The sequence below is a fragment of the Fulvivirga sedimenti genome, assembly GCF_020328055.1.
The window spans coordinates 1057660-1077444 of the sequence record NZ_JAIXNE010000002.1; the positions used below are offsets into that span (position 1 = coordinate 1057660).

A 19785-nucleotide genomic window follows, 5' to 3' on the forward strand; every position below is an offset into this window, starting at 1 on the left:
AATACTCTCAAATTAAAAAATTAAACCATCAATAAACGGTAAAGACCGCATACGAATAATAAAAATAAAATCATCGGGGTAAGGTATTTCCATCCCAAAACCAGCAATTGATCCATTCTGACCCTGGGATAGGTCCATCTCACCCACATTTGTATTAATACGAAGAATAATGATTTGGTAAGCAGCCAAAAAATGGCCCATACCTCCAATGTCCAGCTTCCCGGGGTACCGGTTGTCCAATCAGCCAATGCAACAAAACCGATATTTGGAAGGGGAGTATTCCAGCTTCCGAAGAATAATATTGTTCCCAGAATACTAACCAGGAGCATCATCCCGTATTCGGAAAGCATGATGACAGACCACCTGAACCCGGAGTACTCAGTCTGAAATCCGGCTACCAATTCAGATTCAGCCTCGGGTAAATCAAACGGTGCCCGATTTGATTCTGCAAGCGTTGTGATGAAGAAAATGACCCAAACCGGGAGAAGAACAGGAGCCTGTAGGATATTCCACATCAGTATCCCGCCAATTTCGTCGACGCGAATTCCCCAGGAACGGATTCCGAAAAGAAACGATTCCTGGCCACTTAAAGTGCCCTGCATATAGGAAATTTGCTGCAAATCCAGTGTCTGGGTTATTACCAGCACGCAAAGGACACTGAGAGTTAACGGAACCTCATAGGCAATGATTTGTGCCGCAGAGCGCATAGCGCCCACAAGTGAATACTTATTATTGGAACCCCATCCTGCCAGGATGATTCCCAGCACATCCAGTGATACAATTGCCAGAAGCAGGAATACTCCGGTGTGCATCGCAGCGCCGCTCCATGTGGGCGTCAGGGGAAGAACAGAGAAACCTGTAAATACAACCGCAAAAAGAACAAATGGTGCTACAAGAAATAAAGGTTTATCTGACTTGGCCGGAACAATATCTTCCTTCTGCAATAATTTAATCAGATCTGCCACGGTCTGCAGAATGCCATAACTACCTGTCTCCATCGGGCCATAACGATCCTGGATAAAGGCAGACACCTTTCTTTCGGCATACACGGCAATAACCGTATAGGCAAGTATAAAGGGCAGAAAAAACAGGATCGTAGACATTAAAAAAAATTTTACTCACGCGTCTATGGCATACAAATAAAGAAAAAAACATTCACTAAACTTATTCCCATAGTCGATAATTTGTCAGACGTACCTTCTCACCAAAAAACAAGCGTGTTGAGGCCTGAAATGACTCCGTGTAATCGGATACCAGAAACTCATCTTCTCCCTCACACTTTTCGCACAACATGTCTTTTTCTTCCAGTAAATCTTTCAGATGGAGGGCCGTGATGAGTGAGCTGTCGAGAACAGATACCCCTCCCCCGTAATAGGCATCAATCTGCTGCCGGATTAGCGGATAGTGTGTACAGCCCAGAATAATGGCCTGAATATCTGCCAGGGATGGATCATCGAGGTAGGTTGCAATAATTTCGGAGCTGATCCTGTTATCAAAAAAACCCTCCTCAATCATCGGTACCAGCAGGGGTGTGGCCAGCGATGATAAATGCACTGAATCTGCCACTTCGGCAATCCTTGTGGCGTAGATTTTTGAATCTACAGTACGACGTGTACCGATCAGACCAATATTGGAATCCGGGAAATTAGACCTGACATGCTCGATCATGGGATCGATCACATTCACCACCAGGGCTTTGCTGCCAACATATTCCTTCAGGAGCTCATAGGCCGAGGAGCTGGCTGAATTACAGGCAATAACGATTGCCTTGCATCCACGCTGTAACAAGACATCAGCTATCTTAACCGAATAAGCCTGAATTGCCGCTTCAGATTTATCACCATACGGCAAATGAGCAGTGTCACCAAAATAAATAAGTGATTCACGTGGCATCAACTCCTTGATGGCATGTGCCACAGTGAGTCCTCCAATGCCGCTGTCAAAAATTCCGATAGGATGTTCACGGGTGTTCATGACGTAAAAGTGATACAAATAATCCAATTCAGAAAACCCACTTTAGCATGTGAATAACCCGTCACCGGGTAAAGGTTGAACAAAGGGATGTGATAATTGAGTATTTTCGTAATATTGTGCAATAATCTTACTATCAACCTTATCTCATCTGACCATGGCACATCAACTGCTCGAAGGAAAAAAAGGAATTATTTTTGGCGCACTCGATGAAAATTCGATCGCCTGGAAAACAGCTGAAAAAATATATGAGGAAGGAGGCAGATTCGTTCTGACGAATGCTCCGATCGCCCTTCGCATGGGAACTATCAATGACCTGGCAAAAAAATGCGAGGCGGAGATCATACCTGCTGATGCCACCAACCTTGAAGACCTTGCACTTCTTTTCGAACAGTCAAAAGAAACCCTTGGAGGCAAGCTTGATTTTGTGCTTCATTCCATTGGAATGAGTCCGAACGTTCGTAAAGGTAAAGACTATGGGGACCTCAATTATGACTGGTTTCTCAAGACACTGGATGTTTCCGGGATATCATTCCACAAAGTACTTCAGATCGCTGAAAAAACGGAATCAATGAATGAGTGGGGATCGATTCTGGCGCTTACCTACATTGCTGCACAACGCACATTCCCTGATTATGGTGACATGGCCCAGGCCAAGGCTGTACTGGAATCCATCGCAAGAAGCTACGGTTACCGTTTTGCGAAGAATGGCAAAGTGCGTGTGAATACCATTTCACAGTCTCCTACAATGACCACAGCAGGAACCGGTGTACCGGGATTTGATGTATTCTTCGACTATGCAGATAAGATGTCTCCACTTGGAAATGCCCCTGCAGAAGATTGTGCGAACTATATTGTAATGATGTTCTCAGATTACACCCGGAGGGTCACGATGCAAAACCTGATGCATGATGGCGGATTCTCATCTTCGGGAATTACTGAAGAAATCATTGCCGAACTATCTAAATAATGGATGGTTGTTTTTCCAAATGTTAAGATCAACCTCGGGCTGCATGTTCTGAGGAAACGGCCCGATGGGTACCATGACCTTGATACCTGCTTTTATCCGGTCCCGCTGTCTGACATACTGGAAGCCATTCCCTCAAAAGAGTTTGAATTCAGTCAAACCGGCCTTGAGGTGCCCGGCGGTGAGGATTCCAACCTCTGCATAAGGGCATACTCCCTGCTTAAGGAAAAGTACAATATTCCACCCGTAAAAATGCATTTGCATAAAATCGTGCCGATGGGAGCAGGCCTGGGTGGTGGATCATCTGACGGTGCGTTTACCATTCGGTTGCTGAATGATCTTTTCCATTTGAATCTGTCACCCGTGGAAATGAGTGAATATTCGGCGGTTCTGGGTAGTGACTGTCCGTTTTTCATTTACAACAAACCCATGATCGGAAGTGGCCGGGGAACCGACCTGCTGCCCGCAGATATTTCACTCGCGGATAACTACATTCGGATCATTCACCCGGGAATTCATATATCTACAGCCCAGGCCTTTGCCAACCTGACACCCGCCGACAACCGGCTGCCTGTCGCGGAATTGCTGGCTCTTGACAAGAGTTTATGGAAAGACAAGCTGACCAATGACTTCTGTAAAGGAACATATAAAAATTTCAGTCAGTTATCTGAGATTGAATCTTCCCTTTACAATGATGGCGCATTTTACGCATGCATGTCAGGCTCTGGCTCCGCCGTTTACGGTCTTTTTGATAGCGAACCCCCACCGGCGCCCAAATCGGGCTATTTCATCTGGACGGGCCGCTTAGCGTAAACCATCAACTTTCAGATATCTGCGTCTGTAATATTTGTTCAGAAGTGGATACAACAGAACAGAAATAATAATGAGACCTGTGCCCAGGTAAAAATTGCCGGGCATTTTTTCCTTTTCCGGAAAAAGGATAAGTGCCAGTATTATCCCATAAACCGGTTCCAGGTTTACAGTAAGATTAATTATAAATGCAGAAAGACGTTTCATTAACTCGACCGATTCGCTGTAGGCATACACTGTACAAATGATGGCCAGAATCATTAAATAAAGCCAGTCCAGCGGAACGGGAGCCAGGTGAAGTAAGCCATCAGGACTGAGATACGCCTGATAGAACGGCAGAAACAGTACGACGCTCAGCCATGCGCCTATCATCTCATAGAAGGTAATGGTATAGGCATTATGACGTTTCGTGAAACTGCCGTTGATTACCGTAAAGAGTGCGCTCAGGAAGGCCGAAATAACTGCCATGATAATACCCCACTTATACTGGAAATCAAACTGGAATATAACCCACAGCCCAATCAGTCCGAGTAAACCAAGCAGAACTTCATAAAACAGTATCTTCTTCTTATTGAATAATGGCTCCAGCAGGCTGGTCCACAGCGAGCAGGTCGCCATTCCCGCAAGGCAAACCGAAACATTTGCCACCCTGGCAGCGGCGAAAAACAAGATCCAGTGGGCCGCGATCAATCCGCCTGTACCTAATATCTGAAGTGCAGAACGGCGTGGCATTTTGAATGATCTTCCCCTGAATTTTAAAAGTATCCCCAGTCCGATAAAGGCAATGAGTGTTCTGTAGAAGACAATTTCAACCGAAGGAATGGTAATCAAAGCTCCGAGGATCGCCGTAAATCCCCAGAACAGCACGATCACATGCAGACGAACATAATCCCGGGTTGCAGTCATCAGCGTGGCAAATATCTATACATGACCAATGAAATTCCTGCGAAAATGATATTTGGGATCCAGACCGAAAAAGCCGGATCCATTGAGCCTGCTTCGGCATAGGTCTTTCCAAGCAGAAAAAAGACCAGGAATAAAAAGGACAGCACAAATCCAATCGCAATTTTGAGACCGGCCCCTCCCCTCGTCTTCCGGGAAGAAACAATAACTCCCATAAAAGTGAGAATGAGTACAGCAAATGGCGCTGAATAGCGCGTATACTTCTCTACAAGATAGATCTGAACACCACTTGCTCCGCGCATCACGAGTTTATCTATATGCTCGTTGAGCTCATTCAGTGTCATCGCATCATAGGCGCGATAGATGTTTTCAAAATCACCCGGATGGATATTCAGCAAGGTATCCATTTCCCGTCCCTCACTGAGTTCTTCCCGCATCGAATCCAAACTTCGATATTTCCAGTTTGTGAGTTTCCATTTTTGCAGTTCCTCATCCCAGGACATTCGGTTTGCGGTAAGCTTTCCCATTACCTCGGTCCCTTCCACCTGTTCAAGGGTAAAATCAAATCCCATATCCGATTCGTTGTTATAAGTTCGGATATAAAGGTAGGTATCGGGTGTGGTTTGCAGATGAATGTTGGACAACGACGGATTTTCTGCCTTGCCCAGGTGTTCCATTTCGAAGGCCGTCGCCCGTTTATTGGAATTCGGGATTACCCAACCGCTTAGCACGAAAGTAAGTATAGCGATGCACGAAGCGCCAATAAAATAGGGCATCAGCATTCGACGAAAGGAGACGCCGCTCGAAAGAATAGCTATGATCTCTGTGCGGCCCGCCAGCTGTGCAGTGACAAAGACAGTGGCGATGAAGGTGGTAATGGGCGTGATCAGATTGGCAATCCAGGGAACGAAATCAAGGTAATACTGTACCACTTCCCATGATGTCGCTTCAGACCGGCTGAATTTATCCAGTTTTTCGGTGATATCAATCACAACGATCACCGCAACGAGGATGAGTACAGTGAATACAAAAGCGCTCAGAAACTTTTTCAGTATATATTTATCAATAAGTTTCATTCAGAGTCGTTGTGATACTGTTTTGGTCATTTTTTCCTTCCAAATGGCAAAATCTCCCGCAATTATATGCTCCCGGGCCTGTCCAACCAGCCAAAGGTAGAAAGTCAGGTTATGAATACTAGCAATTTGCGCGCCCAATATTTCCTTACTGTGTATCAGATGCCGCAGGTAAGCCCTGGAATAAAACGTACTCACATAGCCTCCCAGTTCAGGGTCGATCGGGTTCAGGTCATTCTTCCATTTTTCATTTCGGATATTTATGATGCCCTGGGTCGTGAACAGCATGCCGTTCCTGGCATTGCGTGTAGGCATGACGCAGTCGAACATATCTATACCCAGGGCGATACATTCAAGAATATTTGCAGGCGTTCCCACACCCATCAGGTATCGGGGTTTATCCGAAGGCAGAATATCGCACACAAGTGACGTCATTTCATACATTTTTTCAGCCGGCTCGCCAACAGATAACCCGCCAATAGCATTTCCTTCCCGACCGAATGCTGCAATAGCCTCTGCCGATTGTTTCCGCAAATCGGGATAGACACTTCCCTGAACGATCGGAAAGAGGGTCTGCTGATAGCCGTATAAACTTTCCGTTTCATCAAAGCGCTTACAGCAGCGATCAAGCCAGCGATGGGTCATCTCCATGCTTTCTCGTGCATAGGTGTACTCACACGGATACGGCGTGCATTCGTCGAAAGCCATTATAATGTCGGCACCAATCCTGCGTTGTATATCCATTACGTTTTCCGGCGTGAAAGTATGCCGTGACCCGTCGATATGCGACATGAACGTGACGCCATCCTCCTTGATCTTTCGCGTACCTGAAAGGGAATATACCTGATATCCCCCCGAATCGGTAAGAATAGGCCCATCCCAGCCATTAAATTTATGAAGGCCTCCGGCTTCCCCGATTATGTCCAGGCCAGGGCGGAGATATAAATGGTAGGTATTCCCCAGAATAATCTGTGCTTTAATATCATCCTTCAGCTCCCGCTGATGCACAGCTTTCACAGATCCGGCTGTACCAACGGGCATAAAGATCGGGGTTTGAATTACTCCGTGATCTGTGGTAATACTGCCGGCACGTGCCGAAGACTTGCTGTCTTTATGGGAGAGATCAAACTTCATCCAGCAAAAATAACAGATTATACGATGTTCCTTCATTGAAAAGATAAATCCCTGCCGGATATTGTCATATTAACCCCTGTAGTATATTTGTTCTTATTTTCAATCCATGCCCTACCCCTTGCTTCTCACGGTATTTTACATTTGCATCCTCATTCAGGTATATTTCCTAATTCGGATGCTAAGGGCCTTTTCCCGGCATCAACCTGTGAATGACGATCAAACTCCTGCTGTTTCTGTGGTAGTTTGTGCCAGGAATGAGGAGCATAACCTGGAAAGGCTGATTCCTGCGCTTTGCAGTCAGGATTATCCTCACTATGAAGTGATCATTGTAGATGACCGGTCTGAAGATGAAACCCGTCAGGTAATCCGCGCATTCCAGGAAACATACAGCCATCTTCGCCTGGCCAAGGTGGACCACCTTCCCGCAAATCTCAATGGAAAAAAATATGCCCTGTCGATAGGCATCATGGCAGCACGCAAGGAGTGGATACTTCTCACAGATGCCGATTGTTTTCCTGAATCTGATCAGTGGATACGACAAATGATGGCTGGCACTGATACTAAAGATTTCGTGCTTGGGTTTTCAATGTATACACCGGGGCCCGGACTGCTGAACCTTTTCATCCGGTATGAAACCATCTGGACCGGAATCCATTACCTGGGAATGGCCCTCGCAGGCAAACCCTATATGGGGGTCGGAAGGAACCTGGCCTATCGACGGCAGATTTTTGTGGAACAAAAGGGCTTTCGGGGTTATGGTAATGTGACCGGGGGGGACGATGATATTTTTGTAAATAAGCATGTAAGACCTCACTCGGCAAGTGTTGTTATCGGCAGGGATGCCCTTACCTGGAGTTATCCCAAAAAGACGTGGAAGGAGTATTACCGCCAAAAATTGCGGCATTTATCCGTTGGGCGGCATTACCGACCAGCAACCCGCAGATTATTGGCTGTTTTGTCTTTATCGCATATATTTGGTTATATCTTCATGGGTATTCTTCTTTTCCAGCCAATGGGTTGGGTTTACAGTGTTTCAGGGCTTTTTATACGAACCCTTTTTCTGCTGTTAACGTTTAAAAGGACATGTCAAAAACTCGAAATACCTTTTTCCACCGGGAAGGTTTTACCCATGGATTTGCTGTTTGCCATCTTATATCCGGTCATGGGTTTGGCAGCTACATTTAGAAAAACAGTCCGATGGAAATAAAAAAACAGTTCTCGGATAAGGCGCTTGAAGATTTTGACCTCATTGATGATGCGGTCAATAACGGGGACGAACAGGCCTTTGCGAAACTTATGGAGCGTTATAAACGCCCGGTCTATCACATGATCCTGAAAATGGTTCGTAATGTTGATGACGCGGAGGATCTTACCATTGAAGCATTTGCGAAGGCATTCAAAAATCTTCATCGCTTCAAGAAGGACTATACATTCAGCACCTGGCTTTTCAGAATTGCAACCAATAATGCAATCGATTTCATCCGGAAGAAGAAACTGGAAACGATGAGTCTCGACACCTCGTTTCAGGATGACAACGGGGACGCAGTTACCATTGACGTGGAGGATCATAATCTGAACCCGCAGGAACGTGCCATCAAAACACAAAAAATTGAACTCATTCAGCTTTTCGTAACCAAACTACCCCCTAAATATCAGCGTCTGGTACGACTCCGCTATTTTGAAGAACTGTCTTACGAGGAAATCGCCGATGAGCTGGACGCCCCACTGGGTACTGTTAAAGCGCAATTACATCGTGCCCGTGAACTCCTGTATGACCTTGTAAAGAATAAAAAGGAGCATATGTAAAAGGCATTCTGTCCAGATTTGCTTATTCTTGTGGGCAAAATAATATTAGAATGCTACTCTCCTACCTGATTTGGGACACCCTTCCCGAATTCTTTTATTTCCCTGATTTTCTCCCGCTGATGGGCGGCAGGCCTGTTAGGTATTACGGACTCCTGTTTGCTTTAGGCTTTATCGTCAGTCAACAGATAATGTTTTATATCTATAATCGGGAAAATAAGCCTGAAAAGGATGTTGAAACACTTACGGTCTTTATGGTGATCGCCACTATCATCGGTGCCCGTCTTGGCCATGTGCTTTTCTATGAGCCGGATAAATACCTGGCCAACCCGATTGAGATTCTGAAGATATGGGAAGGCGGACTTGCCAGCCACGGAGCGGCGTTTGGAATTTTGTTTGCACTGTGGCTTTACAGCAAATATGATGTTCATTTTAAAGGGATTAAACCCGTATTTACGCCGATCAAACGGCCGGGCCAAAGTTATTTACAGGTAGTAGATCGAATTGTGATTGTTGTCGCGCTCACCGGATGTCTGATCCGATTTGGAAATTTCATGAATTCTGAAATTTACGGTAAACCCACTCACAGCAATTATGGAGTTGTTTTCGGAAAGGACGTCAGGGAATTCCTGGAACGCCCCTCCCAAACCGGTATTGAGAACGTGGATTATCAAAGGATCGCAGATTTGCCTCCGAACGATGAACAATATGTCCCGATCAATATGATTCTCACCTATGAACCGCAGGACAATGTGAATACCAGGGATGCTGTTGAAAGATTTGTTCTGAATAATATTCCAAGGTACCTGTCAGATTCCAGGTATTATCTCAATGATCACTTCATGTATGATTCTATTCTGTACAAGGGTTATGAGGTGGTACAGTTGGAGGATAACAGGATTCGCGCCACAGTACCGGTTTATGGAATCGTCCGACATCCTACACAATTATATGAGTCGGCCACCAGTTTGCTGCTCTTTTTCCTGCTGTTCGCAATCTGGTTTCACTATAAAAGTGAATTACCGGAGGGGTTGCTCCTGGGGCTATTTCTGATCATTTTATTCGGTTTGCGTTTTGTACACGAGCTGTTCAAGGAAAACCAGGTAGCATTTGAAGAGGATCTCACGTTCAACATGGGACAAATTCTGAGTATCCCGCTAATCATTGCCGGAATATTCATACTGTTTCGTGCTTTAAAGCGTGGCCGGGAACCAAAAACCATTAAATAACCTTCCTATTCAGGATATTCGGGTGGGTTACCCAACTGAAAATCTGATATAAATAGTATATTTATCTTTCCACCAAGATTTAATTTCCGGGCATGCTCGTTGTGCTGATCTCTTTATGTTCCCTTTTCACGGGCAGTGGCCTGCCGCTGAACCACTCCGTACATGCTGATAGTGTATCTTCAGATACCATCCGCTATTATCAAGTGGGCAAGATCATTATTGTCGGAAATAAAAAGACCAAAAATCCCATTATTCTGCGGGAAATGACGGTAAAAACGGGTGATGTGTACGAGTCAAAAGAACTGGCCATCATACTGGAAGGCGACCGTAAAAAAATTATGAACACCCGGTTGTTCAACTCGGTGAAAATCACCGTTATGCCCCCCTTTCAAAGCAGAACTGATATTTTGATTGAGATTTCTGAACGGTGGTATACCTTTCCCGTACCTATATTTTCCCTGGCCGACCGAAATTTCAATGACTGGATCCAAAACCAGGGTGGTGATCTGAGTCGTGTATCCTACGGACTCAAACTATATCAGAATAATACCCGCGGACGAAATGAACGTTTGCGGCTTGACGCCCAGTTCGGATTTACAAAGCGGTTTGCCATCGCATATCAAATGCCTTATGTGGACAAGTCACAGCGACACGGACTGAATTTTGCGGCTCAATATGCAGATAATAAAAATGTAGCATACCGCACGGTAAATCACGTTGCACAGTTTCTTGACAGTGAGGATGTATTGAGAACCCGCCGGCTGATCAATATAGGTTATACGTTTCGCAATTCTTTCTTCACGAGGCATAATGTAGATATAACCTACAATAACAATGACATTTCAGACACATTGCTCATTTCCAATCCTTCCTATCACAGTGATTCTTCTTTAAAACAACAGTATTTCAGCATCTCCTATCAGTTCGTTATCGACAGAAGAGATTTATTTGCCTATCCACTAAACGGGCACTTTTTTCAGGCCACCTTGCGGAAGGACGGACTGGGTATTTACAAGGATCTTGATAAAACAGAACTGGTCGTAAAATACATTCATTATTCTCCGCTTGGCAAGGATTATTATCTTTCGAACTATTCGGCAGCGTACATTAGTGCACCCGAAAACCCTCCCTACTCCTCTCTTTCAGGCTTGGGATACCGGAGCGACTATATCCGGGGATATGAGCTTTACCTGATCGAAGGCCAGCACCTGCTGCTAAACCGGACAACCTTTAAAAAGAAAATATTTTCTACAGATCTGTATGCAGGATTTATTCCCGTTGAGCAGTTTCGAAGAATTCCGATCGCAATTTACCTGAAGACCTATTTCGATATGGGTTATGCCCGGAATTATGAATTCTATGAGACTGAAGGGCTTAACACACGACTTTCCAATAAATATCTTTTTGGAACGGGTCTCGGAATTGATTTCGTGACCTTTTATGATGCGGTCCTCCGTCTTGAATATAGCTTCAATGCTGAAAAGGAAGGGGGGTTCTTTCTTAATTTCAAGAAGGAATTCTAACGGCCAGCCATTGTCCATAACAATAATGACATTGTTGATGGATGCCATTTCTCTTTACAATTTATTGTCTGATCATTCCATCAATCCTGTTTGCTCAACTGGATTTTCCCGTTTTTACAACGCACCAAACCGCCCTGGGAGGTTCAGGCACCACCGGCACTCATGGAACCTCGGTATTCCACAACCCAGCCGGGATGATGAGCAGTCAGATATCAGGAGGATTAGGTAAATTTTATGGGGATTCAGGTGTACAAAATGGCTACATCTGCACGACACTGAACAGGGGAAACTGGGGGGCCGGCGCAGGAGTCCACGCATTCTGGAGTAAGGGACACTCCATAGTTGGCAGTGTACTGGCTGTCATGCTCCACTTACCCAATATCCGTGCTGGTTTCCAGGGCGGACTTATCACTCAAAGATCCGATCAAATTATAAATGAGCGGCTTTTTACCGGAGCCGGTATTCAGTTTGATCTGGGTGAGCAACTTATGATTGGCGCATTATTTCAGACCCGATTGTTCTATGGCAGCCCGGTCTTTTTCAAATCCATCGCCGTCAAAATTCATATTTCCGGAATCACAGAATTCAATGTACAATACAACCATGAACCTCCATATCCGTCAATATTAATTTTCGGAGGGGAAATAAGTGTCCTGGAAAAATTGAGGGTCCTCTTTGGAATCGAAACAGCGGGATGGTCGGCAAGTCTGGGTATCCAGTTTCACTATAAACAACTGAAAATCGGGGTTTCTGTCACCGGCCACCCTTACCTGGGAGCGCGGTCAATTACAGGTTTCAACTATGTTCCGAAATCTGAAAAATAGTTTGACCATCCTTGCCTGGGTGATTGGCAGTTTGCACGTTCATGCGCAGGCGGGTTTGCTTTTTGAATCTGCTCTTGAGGAGGGTAACTTACCCGACGCCATGGGCGAACTTCCCCAATACCTGCAGGAAGCAACCCCGGAACACCTTCAGATGATTGATATTCTAACCTCAAAGGACATTGAGGAATTCATACAGTATCGAAGAAAATTCGGCAGAATTATTTCACCATATGAACTGCAGGCTATCCCCGGATTTACCCGGGAAAAGATCAGGTCGTTACTTCAATATTTCATGATTCCGGAGCTAGCTTTTAATTATGAAACATCCGAGGGGTTTTTGAGTCGGCCTGAATCATTGGAATTCATGCTTCTGGCGGAAAAACAAACCGCCAGACCGGGAATACATTTCCGCGGAAGAATGACGCTCGATAAGCCCGGGCAATGGAAGGCAGGCTTGCGATTTGACCAGGATCCGGGTGAAACATGGAAGATCAGCCCGGCACAGGGATATTGGGGAGCGGATCATATCAATGTTTTTTTCCAAAAGCAACCTTCCGGGATCATTGAAAGGATGATAATTGGAGATTTCAGGGTTCACACCGGCCAGGGGCTGATTCATCAGGGATCTTTCCAGCTTGGCAAGGGATCAAATCTGCCGCTTCCTTCGGCAGCAAGTTTTATAACCTACCATGGATCCTTCAGTGAATCCAGCGGCATGAGCGGTGGCGCAATTACACTCTCAAAAGGACGATGGAAGACATCCGGTTATATTAGTTTTCGGCGCAGGGATGCCAGTATTTACAACGATAAAACATTCAGAAGCTTCATGAATTCCGGCGATCATTCCGACCAGGCAAGTCAGAAAAAGCGTAAGGCAGTTGGAATAATATCGATTGGGCATTTCACGGAATACCATGGAACCAATGGTCGTTTCGGATATGCGATCAATTCAGACAGGCTTACCCATAACCTGGCATACGACCGGATGTATAAGGATCCCTTGCCGGAAGGTTCATCATTCGGACAAGCTTCCCTGTTTGGGAATTACCGATATAGAAATCTGTTGATGTGGTTTGAAATTGCAGCAAATCCCACAGGTTCTACAGCCTGGGTATCCGGGGTTTCAATATCAGCTGGCAGAAATCTGGAATGGATTCTATTGCTACGAAGATATCAGCCGGGGTATTTTACGTTTTATGGTAAAGGTTTTTCTGAAACAGGTTCGGGGTTCAGTAATGAACGCGGACGGTATCTGGGCTTCCGGTACTCCATTCGAAAGAAACTGTTGCTGGTTGCCTATGCTGATTTTTATCTGATACCCTGGTATTCATACCGGCATAACACTGCGGTAAGGGGCCGGGATGGACGTCTGGATCTGACATATACAATTCATGATCATATGAATGTCAGGCTATTAAGTAAAGTCGAAAAAAGAGATCAGTCACCTGGCAATTCCCAATCACTAACAACATACAGGCATCAATTTCACTGGGTATTGAAAAAGAACTTGCATGAAATGAGAATCCGGGTACAATATAACATGAGAAGCAGCCTTGATGCCGAACAGGGATGGCTGCTGTCCTGCGAATGGATCATCGACAATCCGCGAACCTCCTGGAACATGCGCTTCATGTATTTCAGAACCGACAGTTATTATACGCGGGAATTTACATTTGAAAGGGATGTTTGGGGATCATTTTCCTTACCTTCGTATTACGGAAAAGGATACCGTGCTTTCCTGCTGGTGAGACACAGGTTTAACCGAAGCCTGACGGGCTGGTTTCGGTGGGCACTCACAGTTTCATCCCCTGAGAAATCAGGTTACCGTGAACATGAATTAAAAATTCAGCTAAAATATACAATATAAGATGCATGCCGTTGAACAGATCGATGCGACCACACTCTTCATAATTCTTGTTGGCGTACTCATATTTTTATGGGTCATGCGACTTGTATTCAGAAAAAAAAGATAAAGTTGTGGTAATCGCATGCCACCCCTTAGTTTTGTAGAAAACAGTACTCACTCATGAATGTAAAAGGTAAAATTTTAGAGATCTCCACTACACAAAAAATTTCAGACAAATTTCAAAAACGTGATTTTGTCCTGGAATACGTAGAAAACCCTCAATATCCAGAATTTCTCCAATTCGAAATGATCCAGGACAAATGTGCACAGCTGGATCAGTTTTCGGCCGGCGATGAGGTAAATGTATACTTTAACCTGAAAGGACGTAAATGGACCAACCCCCAGGGACAGGTAAAATATTTCAACTCACTACAGGCATGGCGTCTTGAAAAGGATGTGGAAGGAATGCCCCCTGCACCCGGAATGGACAACATGGAAGAGCCTGAATGGATCAATAACGAATCCAACGGGGAAGAAGACCTGCCATTTTAATGATCAGAATAGGCATACTTTTGCTGGCAATTTTTTACAGCCAGGAAAAAGCGAATGAGCCTGTCAGGCAAATGGAGTATGAAGGCAAGGTGTATAGAACCGCCTATAATGTTTCGCGCTTCAATGGAAAATATTCCGGGGCGAAAGACGGGTACCTGGAAATCCGGGAAGATGGTACCGGCACATATGTTTATGATATTTTTGGATTGGCGCTTAACGGCTGCAAAAAAGGTCCCATTGAAGTTGAGTATGGATTTCTAATCAATGAGAATGACAGTCTCGTACGGATCAGCAGGGATTATGGTTATTCCTACCCGATCATTCTGCGTGCAACGGGAGAAACTTCATTTCAGGGGTGCAGGACACCCGTAATGCTCGATTTTCTTATGGAGTATCAGGATGGTACCATCGGGGTATCATCCAGTGATGACTGGATCAAGCTGGAGGATTAATACCTTTTTTTAAGGTTATCAGCGTAATTTCAGGTGGAATTCCTATCCGACCCGGATAACCGATGTACCCATATCCCCGGTTCACATAGAGATATTGCTGATCCTGCTGATAAAGTCCGGCCCACTGCTTGTAGGCATATTGTGCAGGACTCCATTTGAAATCACCCCATTCTACACCGAATTGAAAACCATGGGTATGCCCGGCAAATGCAATATCCACATCCGGATAGTTGGGTCTTACCTGCGCATCCCAGTGACTTGGATCGTGCGAAAGAAGTAATTTTACAGGGGCCTCATTAGTTCCCTTCATGGCTTCATCAAGTTTGCCATATTTGGCAAACCGGCCAGCCCCCCAGTTTTCGATTCCGATGACCGCAATTTTCTCTCCGTCAACCTCGATATAACGATTTTCATTCATCAGCAGATCGTATCCCATTAAACGATGGGCTTCTTTCAGATCTTCGAAATTCTGTTTTTTGGCTTGCTCAGAGTTCCAACTGCGGTAGTCTCCGTAATCATGATTTCCTGTAGTGGAGAAAACGCCCAGCGGTGCCTTCACCTTTTCGAATATTGGCACATAATCCTTCACTTCCGACGTTTCATTATTTACCAGGTCGCCGGTAAAAAACACCATATCAGGCTTTTCAGCCATCAACATTTCAACTCCGCCCTTAACAGCTGTTTTGTTAAAAAAACTGCCTGAGTGAATATCTGATAACTGTGCAACGGTAATCCCGTCAAAAGATGAGGGAAGATTGGGCAGGTAAATGGTCTTTCTGCGAATTCTGTAATCATGCGCCCCGGAGATAATACCATAACTCATCGTAAGCAATGGCACAGTTCCTGCAACGAGTGCTGTCTTCGTCAGGAATTCACTTCGGGTAATGGTCTGTCCTTCAGAAACAGATGATCCACCGGATTGAAACAGGCCTGCAATCCACCGGCCGAGCCGAATGATATCATCTACCACGAGGAACAGGGCTGCAAAAACTTTTGAAAAGTAATTGATGAAAATAATGGTGAATACAACGCTCCGGGTACTGCCCTTCCATATATCCGGATCACCGAAATTATATAGCAGAATGACCGCAAATGTTGCCGCTGTAAAGAACCAATAGGTATAGCGCACGATTTGCTGACTGGTCGAGGAAAAATTTCGCATAACAAAGCTCACCGCCTGATAAACATATATGTCAATCAAGAGGAGAATTGCTAAAACAACACCGATCACAAAAACTCTATTCATTATGTCTGATGGAGGACACCTGTTCGATGTCCCCCTTTAATTTAACTTATATTCAATTTGCGATTGATCTTCGCAAAGAACTGATACATGACCGGAACAACAATTAGCGTAAGGAAAGTTGCAAACGTCAATCCGAAAATAATGGTCCACGACATGGGTCCCCAGAATACCACGTTATCTCCCCCAATGTAGAAGTCGACTTCATAGGTTGCGAAGAACTTAACAAAATCAAAGTTGATCCCGACCGCCAACGGAATCAGTCCGAGGATCGTTGTAATAGCCGTCAGCAGAACCGGACGCAAACGTGTTTTTCCTGCCTCTGCGATCGCTTCATTGATATGCTGAAAATCAAGACGGTCTACGCCCAGTTCCTTTTGCTTGCGCTTCCGGATCAGCTCAATGAAATCCACCAGCACGATGGCATTATTTACAACCACACCGGCAAGTGAAATAATTCCGATCATCATCATGATGATGACGAATTTCATATCGAAAATGAATAATCCCAGCAGCACGCCTGCCGTACTTAGGGCCACTGACGACATGATGATAAGTGGGGTAGTAACTTTATTGAACTGCGCAACGATGATCATAAATATGATGAAAACCGCAAGAACAAGCGCCTGTTGCAGGAATGCCAATTCCTCTGCTTGTTTTTCCTGCTCACCCCCAAATTTATAGGAGTAGCCGGCCGGCATTTCAAAATCCTCCAGAAGTACCTTCAGCTGGTCATTGATCTCCGTTGCATTGGCGCCAGCCAGAACATTGGAATAAAGGGTAATCACGCGATCAAGGTCCTTACGACGCACAGATCCATAGGTAGTACTGAGTTCGAGCTCTGCCACCGATGAAATGGGAATTTGCATAATGCGCCCATTCACCTGGTTTCTAAACGTGATGGATTTGTTTCTGAGCGCTTCCAGGTCATAGCGATATTCATCCTGAAGCCGTAGCTGGATCTCATAATCGTCCTCACCCTGTTTAAATTTTGAAATTTCCTTACCGAACAAAGAGGTACGAATTTCATTCGCGATCGTCTGGGTTGATAATCCGAATCGACGTGCCTTTTCCCTGTCTATATTAACGAGCAATTCAGGCTTTCCAATGCTCATATCACTTTGAAGCTGTTCAATACCGTCTATTCCCGCCTCATTGATATACTTCTTCATGTCTTCCACCACGCTGATCAACTTTGGAATATCCTCTCCCGTCACTTCAATATTTACAGGCTTACCCGTTGGGGGAGCCATATTATCCTTATCTACAGCTATATTAACTCCCGGGTATCCCTGCACCGCTTCCCTGATTTCTGACATCACTTTTCGGGTATCTACCCCCCCTCTTTCCTTGAATTCAACGAAATTTACAGTAATGCGTGCCTTATTGGGGGTGTCCGACTGTCCGAAGGCAGACGGATCATTTGGATCTGCCGTATCCTGGCCAACCTTGGCAATCATCGATTCCACTATTTCGTTATAGGGCTCTATTACGCGGGCTATACGGCTTTCTATCTCCTTCGAAAAGGAATTGGTTTTTTCAATATCCGTGCCATCCGGAAACTCAATGAATACATTGACATACTTTGGCATATTCTCCGGAAAGAACTCCACCTTAGGTGGAAATGCAGCATTCAGGAACACAGCAACTACCAGAAGTGCAACTGTTCCCCAAAAAATAAGATATGGTCTGAAACCGACAAGGGCATAATTGACGGTGTTCCAGTAGATTTCCTCAAGCCATGGAAGAAAACTTCGCTGAAAGCGGTCCGACAAAGGCATCAGAATATATACATTCAGCAGAATCAGCAAGCCAAAGAAAATCAATATATTTCCAAGCCACATGACCGGTGTAAAAACAAGTGCGATTCCGATCAGTAACAGTATTCCGGCATTTCGCAACGTCTTAAAATGGTCAATTTTGGAATGATCCTCAATCTTCATAAACATTGATATCAGCGCAGGGTTGATCACCAGGGCTACAAATAATGAGGATGCCAGCGTAATGATTACCCCTATTGGCAGGTAGCGCATGAATTCACCGATCAGACCCGGCCATAACACAAGTGGCAGGAATGCCGCCAGCGTGGTAGCTGTTGAGGTAATGATGGGCCACGCCACTTCACTAACGCCCAGTTTGGTTGCTTCCCAGGGTGTCATGCCATCTTCCATCAGGCGATAAACGTTCTCAACAATTACAATACCGTTATCAACCAGCATCCCAAGTGCGAGGATCAGTGAGAAAAGGATCATCATATTGATCGAAATGCCCAGGAAGCTCAGAATAAGAAATGACATGAACATGGATACAGGAATAGCGATTCCCACAAACAATGCGTTGCGTGTACCCAGGAAGAACAGCAGTACAAGTACAACCAGTATAACTCCCGAAATAATATTATTTTCAAGGCTATTCACGAGATCCCGGGTCATCTGGCTTTGATCGTTGGTAATATTGAACTCCAGATCAGCGGGATACTTCTGTTTCATCTCATCGATCTTCTGATTAATCTTGTCGGTGGCGATCAACAGGTTCTCACCACTTCGCTTCACGACATCCACAGAAACAACCGGGCGCTGATCCAGGCGTGCATAGCTTTGTTTTTCCTTGTAATCAAATTCAACATCAGCCACATCCCGCAGATAAACAATGTTATTATCCTGATGCTTGATCACAATATCCAGCATCTGCAGGGGATCGCTAAATTCACCAACAACACGAATGGTACGCCGGATATCTCCTTCCCTGATGCTTCCGCCGGAAAAAGTGATGTTCTCTCCCCTGATCGCGTTCTCGATATCGGAAAAGTTCACCTGCCGGGCGTCCATCAGGTAGGGGTCTGCCATTATTTTTACTTCCTTTTCATCTACGCCACGAATCTCAACGTAGGAAACCTCGGATATTTTCTCGAGCTCATCCTTGAAGTCCTCGGCAATCTCTTCCAGTTTTTCGACCCGGTAATTTCCCGAAAGGTTGATGTTCATAATCGGGAATTCCGAAAAATTCATTTCGAATACGTTGGGATCCTGATCGAGGTCGGAAGGAAGATCCTGCTTGGCCCTGTCAACGGCATCTTTTACCTTTTGAAGCGCATCCTCAATATCAATATCGGCATCAAATTCAGCAATGATCGTTGAAAAATCCTGAACCGAGGTTGACTTGATGTTGTCCAGGTTCGAAATATCATTGATCTCCTTTTCGAGCGGCCTGGTAATGAGATTTTCAATATCCACAGGTGAATTGCCCGGATATGCGGTACCGATATATACCATCGGCTGGGTAACTTCGGGATAGCTTTCCTTGGGCAATGAGATATAAGAATTGATACCCATTACCACGATCAGGAAAAGCAGGAAAAACACGGTTGTCCGGTTATTGAGAGATGCGACCGTCAACCCGAATTCCTTCTCCTGGAAATCACCCTTTTTTATTTCGTTATTATCAGCCATGTTAAA

17 protein-coding genes are annotated in these 19785 nt (G+C 45.0%); 10 read left to right on the plus strand and 7 right to left on the minus strand.

What is annotated here, in order from left to right:
• Nucleotides 1–20: 20 nt before the first annotated feature.
• Complete coding sequence (locus tag LDX50_RS11015; protein ID WP_225698502.1) at nucleotides 21–1103, minus strand: complex I subunit 1/NuoH family protein; 1083 nt, start codon at nucleotides 1101–1103, stop codon at nucleotides 21–23.
• Between the two features lie 61 nt (nucleotides 1104–1164).
• The gene (gene murI / locus LDX50_RS11020) at nucleotides 1165–1974 is read right to left on the minus strand and encodes a glutamate racemase (RefSeq protein WP_225698503.1); all 810 of its coding nucleotides are present in this window, start codon (nucleotides 1972–1974) and stop codon (nucleotides 1165–1167) included.
• A 154-nt stretch (nucleotides 1975–2128) separates the two neighbouring features.
• On the opposite strand from murI, the gene LDX50_RS11025 reads away from it, so the two are divergent.
• Together LDX50_RS11025 and ispE are read left to right on the plus strand one after the other, a co-directional pair.
• Entirely contained in the window at nucleotides 2129–2941 is an 813-nt protein-coding gene (locus LDX50_RS11025; protein ID WP_225698504.1) for an enoyl-ACP reductase FabI, read from the plus strand.
• A 3-nt stretch (nucleotides 2942–2944) separates the two neighbouring features.
• Nucleotides 2945–3751, plus strand: a complete 807-nt coding sequence (gene ispE, locus LDX50_RS11030) for a 4-(cytidine 5'-diphospho)-2-C-methyl-D-erythritol kinase (RefSeq protein WP_225698505.1) — start codon at nucleotides 2945–2947, stop codon at nucleotides 3749–3751.
• Here ispE and LDX50_RS11035 read toward each other — a convergent pair.
• The 3 genes from LDX50_RS11035 to tgt are packed head-to-tail and all read right to left on the minus strand — an operon-like array spanning nucleotide 3743 to nucleotide 6858.
• On the minus strand, nucleotides 3743–4654 hold the full coding sequence (locus tag LDX50_RS11035) for a DMT family transporter (protein WP_225698506.1): 912 nt from the start codon (nucleotides 4652–4654) through the stop codon (nucleotides 3743–3745). The genes ispE and LDX50_RS11035 overlap by 9 nt on opposite strands.
• On the minus strand, nucleotides 4654–5727 hold the full coding sequence (locus LDX50_RS11040) for an LptF/LptG family permease (RefSeq protein WP_225698507.1): 1074 nt from the start codon (nucleotides 5725–5727) through the stop codon (nucleotides 4654–4656). Before LDX50_RS11040 ends, LDX50_RS11035 begins: the two co-directional genes overlap by 1 nt.
• Entirely contained in the window at nucleotides 5728–6858 is a 1131-nt protein-coding gene (gene tgt / locus LDX50_RS11045; protein WP_225698508.1) for a tRNA guanosine(34) transglycosylase Tgt, read from the minus strand.
• Nucleotides 6859–7033: 175 nt separating this feature from the next.
• Between tgt and LDX50_RS11050 the strand changes: the two genes are divergently transcribed.
• The 8 genes from LDX50_RS11050 (at nucleotide 7034) to LDX50_RS11085 (ending at nucleotide 15087) form a co-directional block, all read left to right on the plus strand.
• Nucleotides 7034–8065: a glycosyltransferase gene (locus LDX50_RS11050; RefSeq protein ID WP_225698509.1), complete on the plus strand. Its 1032-nt coding sequence runs from the start codon at nucleotides 7034–7036 to the stop codon at nucleotides 8063–8065.
• Nucleotides 8056–8664 carry an RNA polymerase sigma factor gene (locus tag LDX50_RS11055; protein ID WP_225698510.1) on the plus strand — a complete coding sequence of 203 codons (609 nt, stop codon included), beginning with the start codon at nucleotides 8056–8058 and terminating at the stop codon, nucleotides 8662–8664. Before LDX50_RS11050 ends, LDX50_RS11055 begins: the two co-directional genes overlap by 10 nt.
• 50 nt (nucleotides 8665–8714) lie before the next feature.
• Nucleotides 8715–9890: a prolipoprotein diacylglyceryl transferase gene (locus LDX50_RS11060; protein ID WP_225698511.1), complete on the plus strand. Its 1176-nt coding sequence runs from the start codon at nucleotides 8715–8717 to the stop codon at nucleotides 9888–9890.
• Between the two features lie 92 nt (nucleotides 9891–9982).
• A complete protein-coding gene (locus tag LDX50_RS11065; protein ID WP_225698512.1) occupies nucleotides 9983–11413 on the plus strand; it encodes a POTRA domain-containing protein in 1431 nt (476 codons plus the stop codon).
• A 41-nt stretch (nucleotides 11414–11454) separates the two neighbouring features.
• Nucleotides 11455–12237 (plus strand): hypothetical protein, encoded by a 783-nt coding sequence (locus tag LDX50_RS11070; RefSeq protein WP_225698513.1) that lies wholly within the window; start codon nucleotides 11455–11457, stop codon nucleotides 12235–12237.
• Entirely contained in the window at nucleotides 12215–14104 is a 1890-nt protein-coding gene (locus LDX50_RS11075; protein ID WP_225698514.1) for a ComEA family DNA-binding protein, read from the plus strand. The genes LDX50_RS11070 and LDX50_RS11075 overlap by 23 nt, the downstream gene beginning before the upstream one ends.
• Before the next feature lie 159 nt (nucleotides 14105–14263).
• Nucleotides 14264–14635, plus strand: coding sequence for a DUF3127 domain-containing protein (locus LDX50_RS11080; protein WP_225698515.1), 372 nt, complete (start codon nucleotides 14264–14266; stop codon nucleotides 14633–14635).
• A complete protein-coding gene (locus LDX50_RS11085; protein WP_225698516.1) occupies nucleotides 14635–15087 on the plus strand; it encodes a hypothetical protein in 453 nt (150 codons plus the stop codon). The genes LDX50_RS11080 and LDX50_RS11085 overlap by 1 nt, the downstream gene beginning before the upstream one ends.
• Here LDX50_RS11085 and LDX50_RS11090 read toward each other — a convergent pair.
• Entirely contained in the window at nucleotides 15071–16333 is a 1263-nt protein-coding gene (locus tag LDX50_RS11090) for a metallophosphoesterase (protein ID WP_225698517.1), read from the minus strand. The two genes, LDX50_RS11085 and LDX50_RS11090, sit on opposite strands and share 17 nt — an antisense overlap.
• Before the next feature lie 41 nt (nucleotides 16334–16374).
• Entirely contained in the window at nucleotides 16375–19779 is a 3405-nt protein-coding gene (locus tag LDX50_RS11095; RefSeq protein ID WP_225698518.1) for an efflux RND transporter permease subunit, read from the minus strand.
• Nucleotides 19780–19785 lie beyond the last annotated feature (6 nt).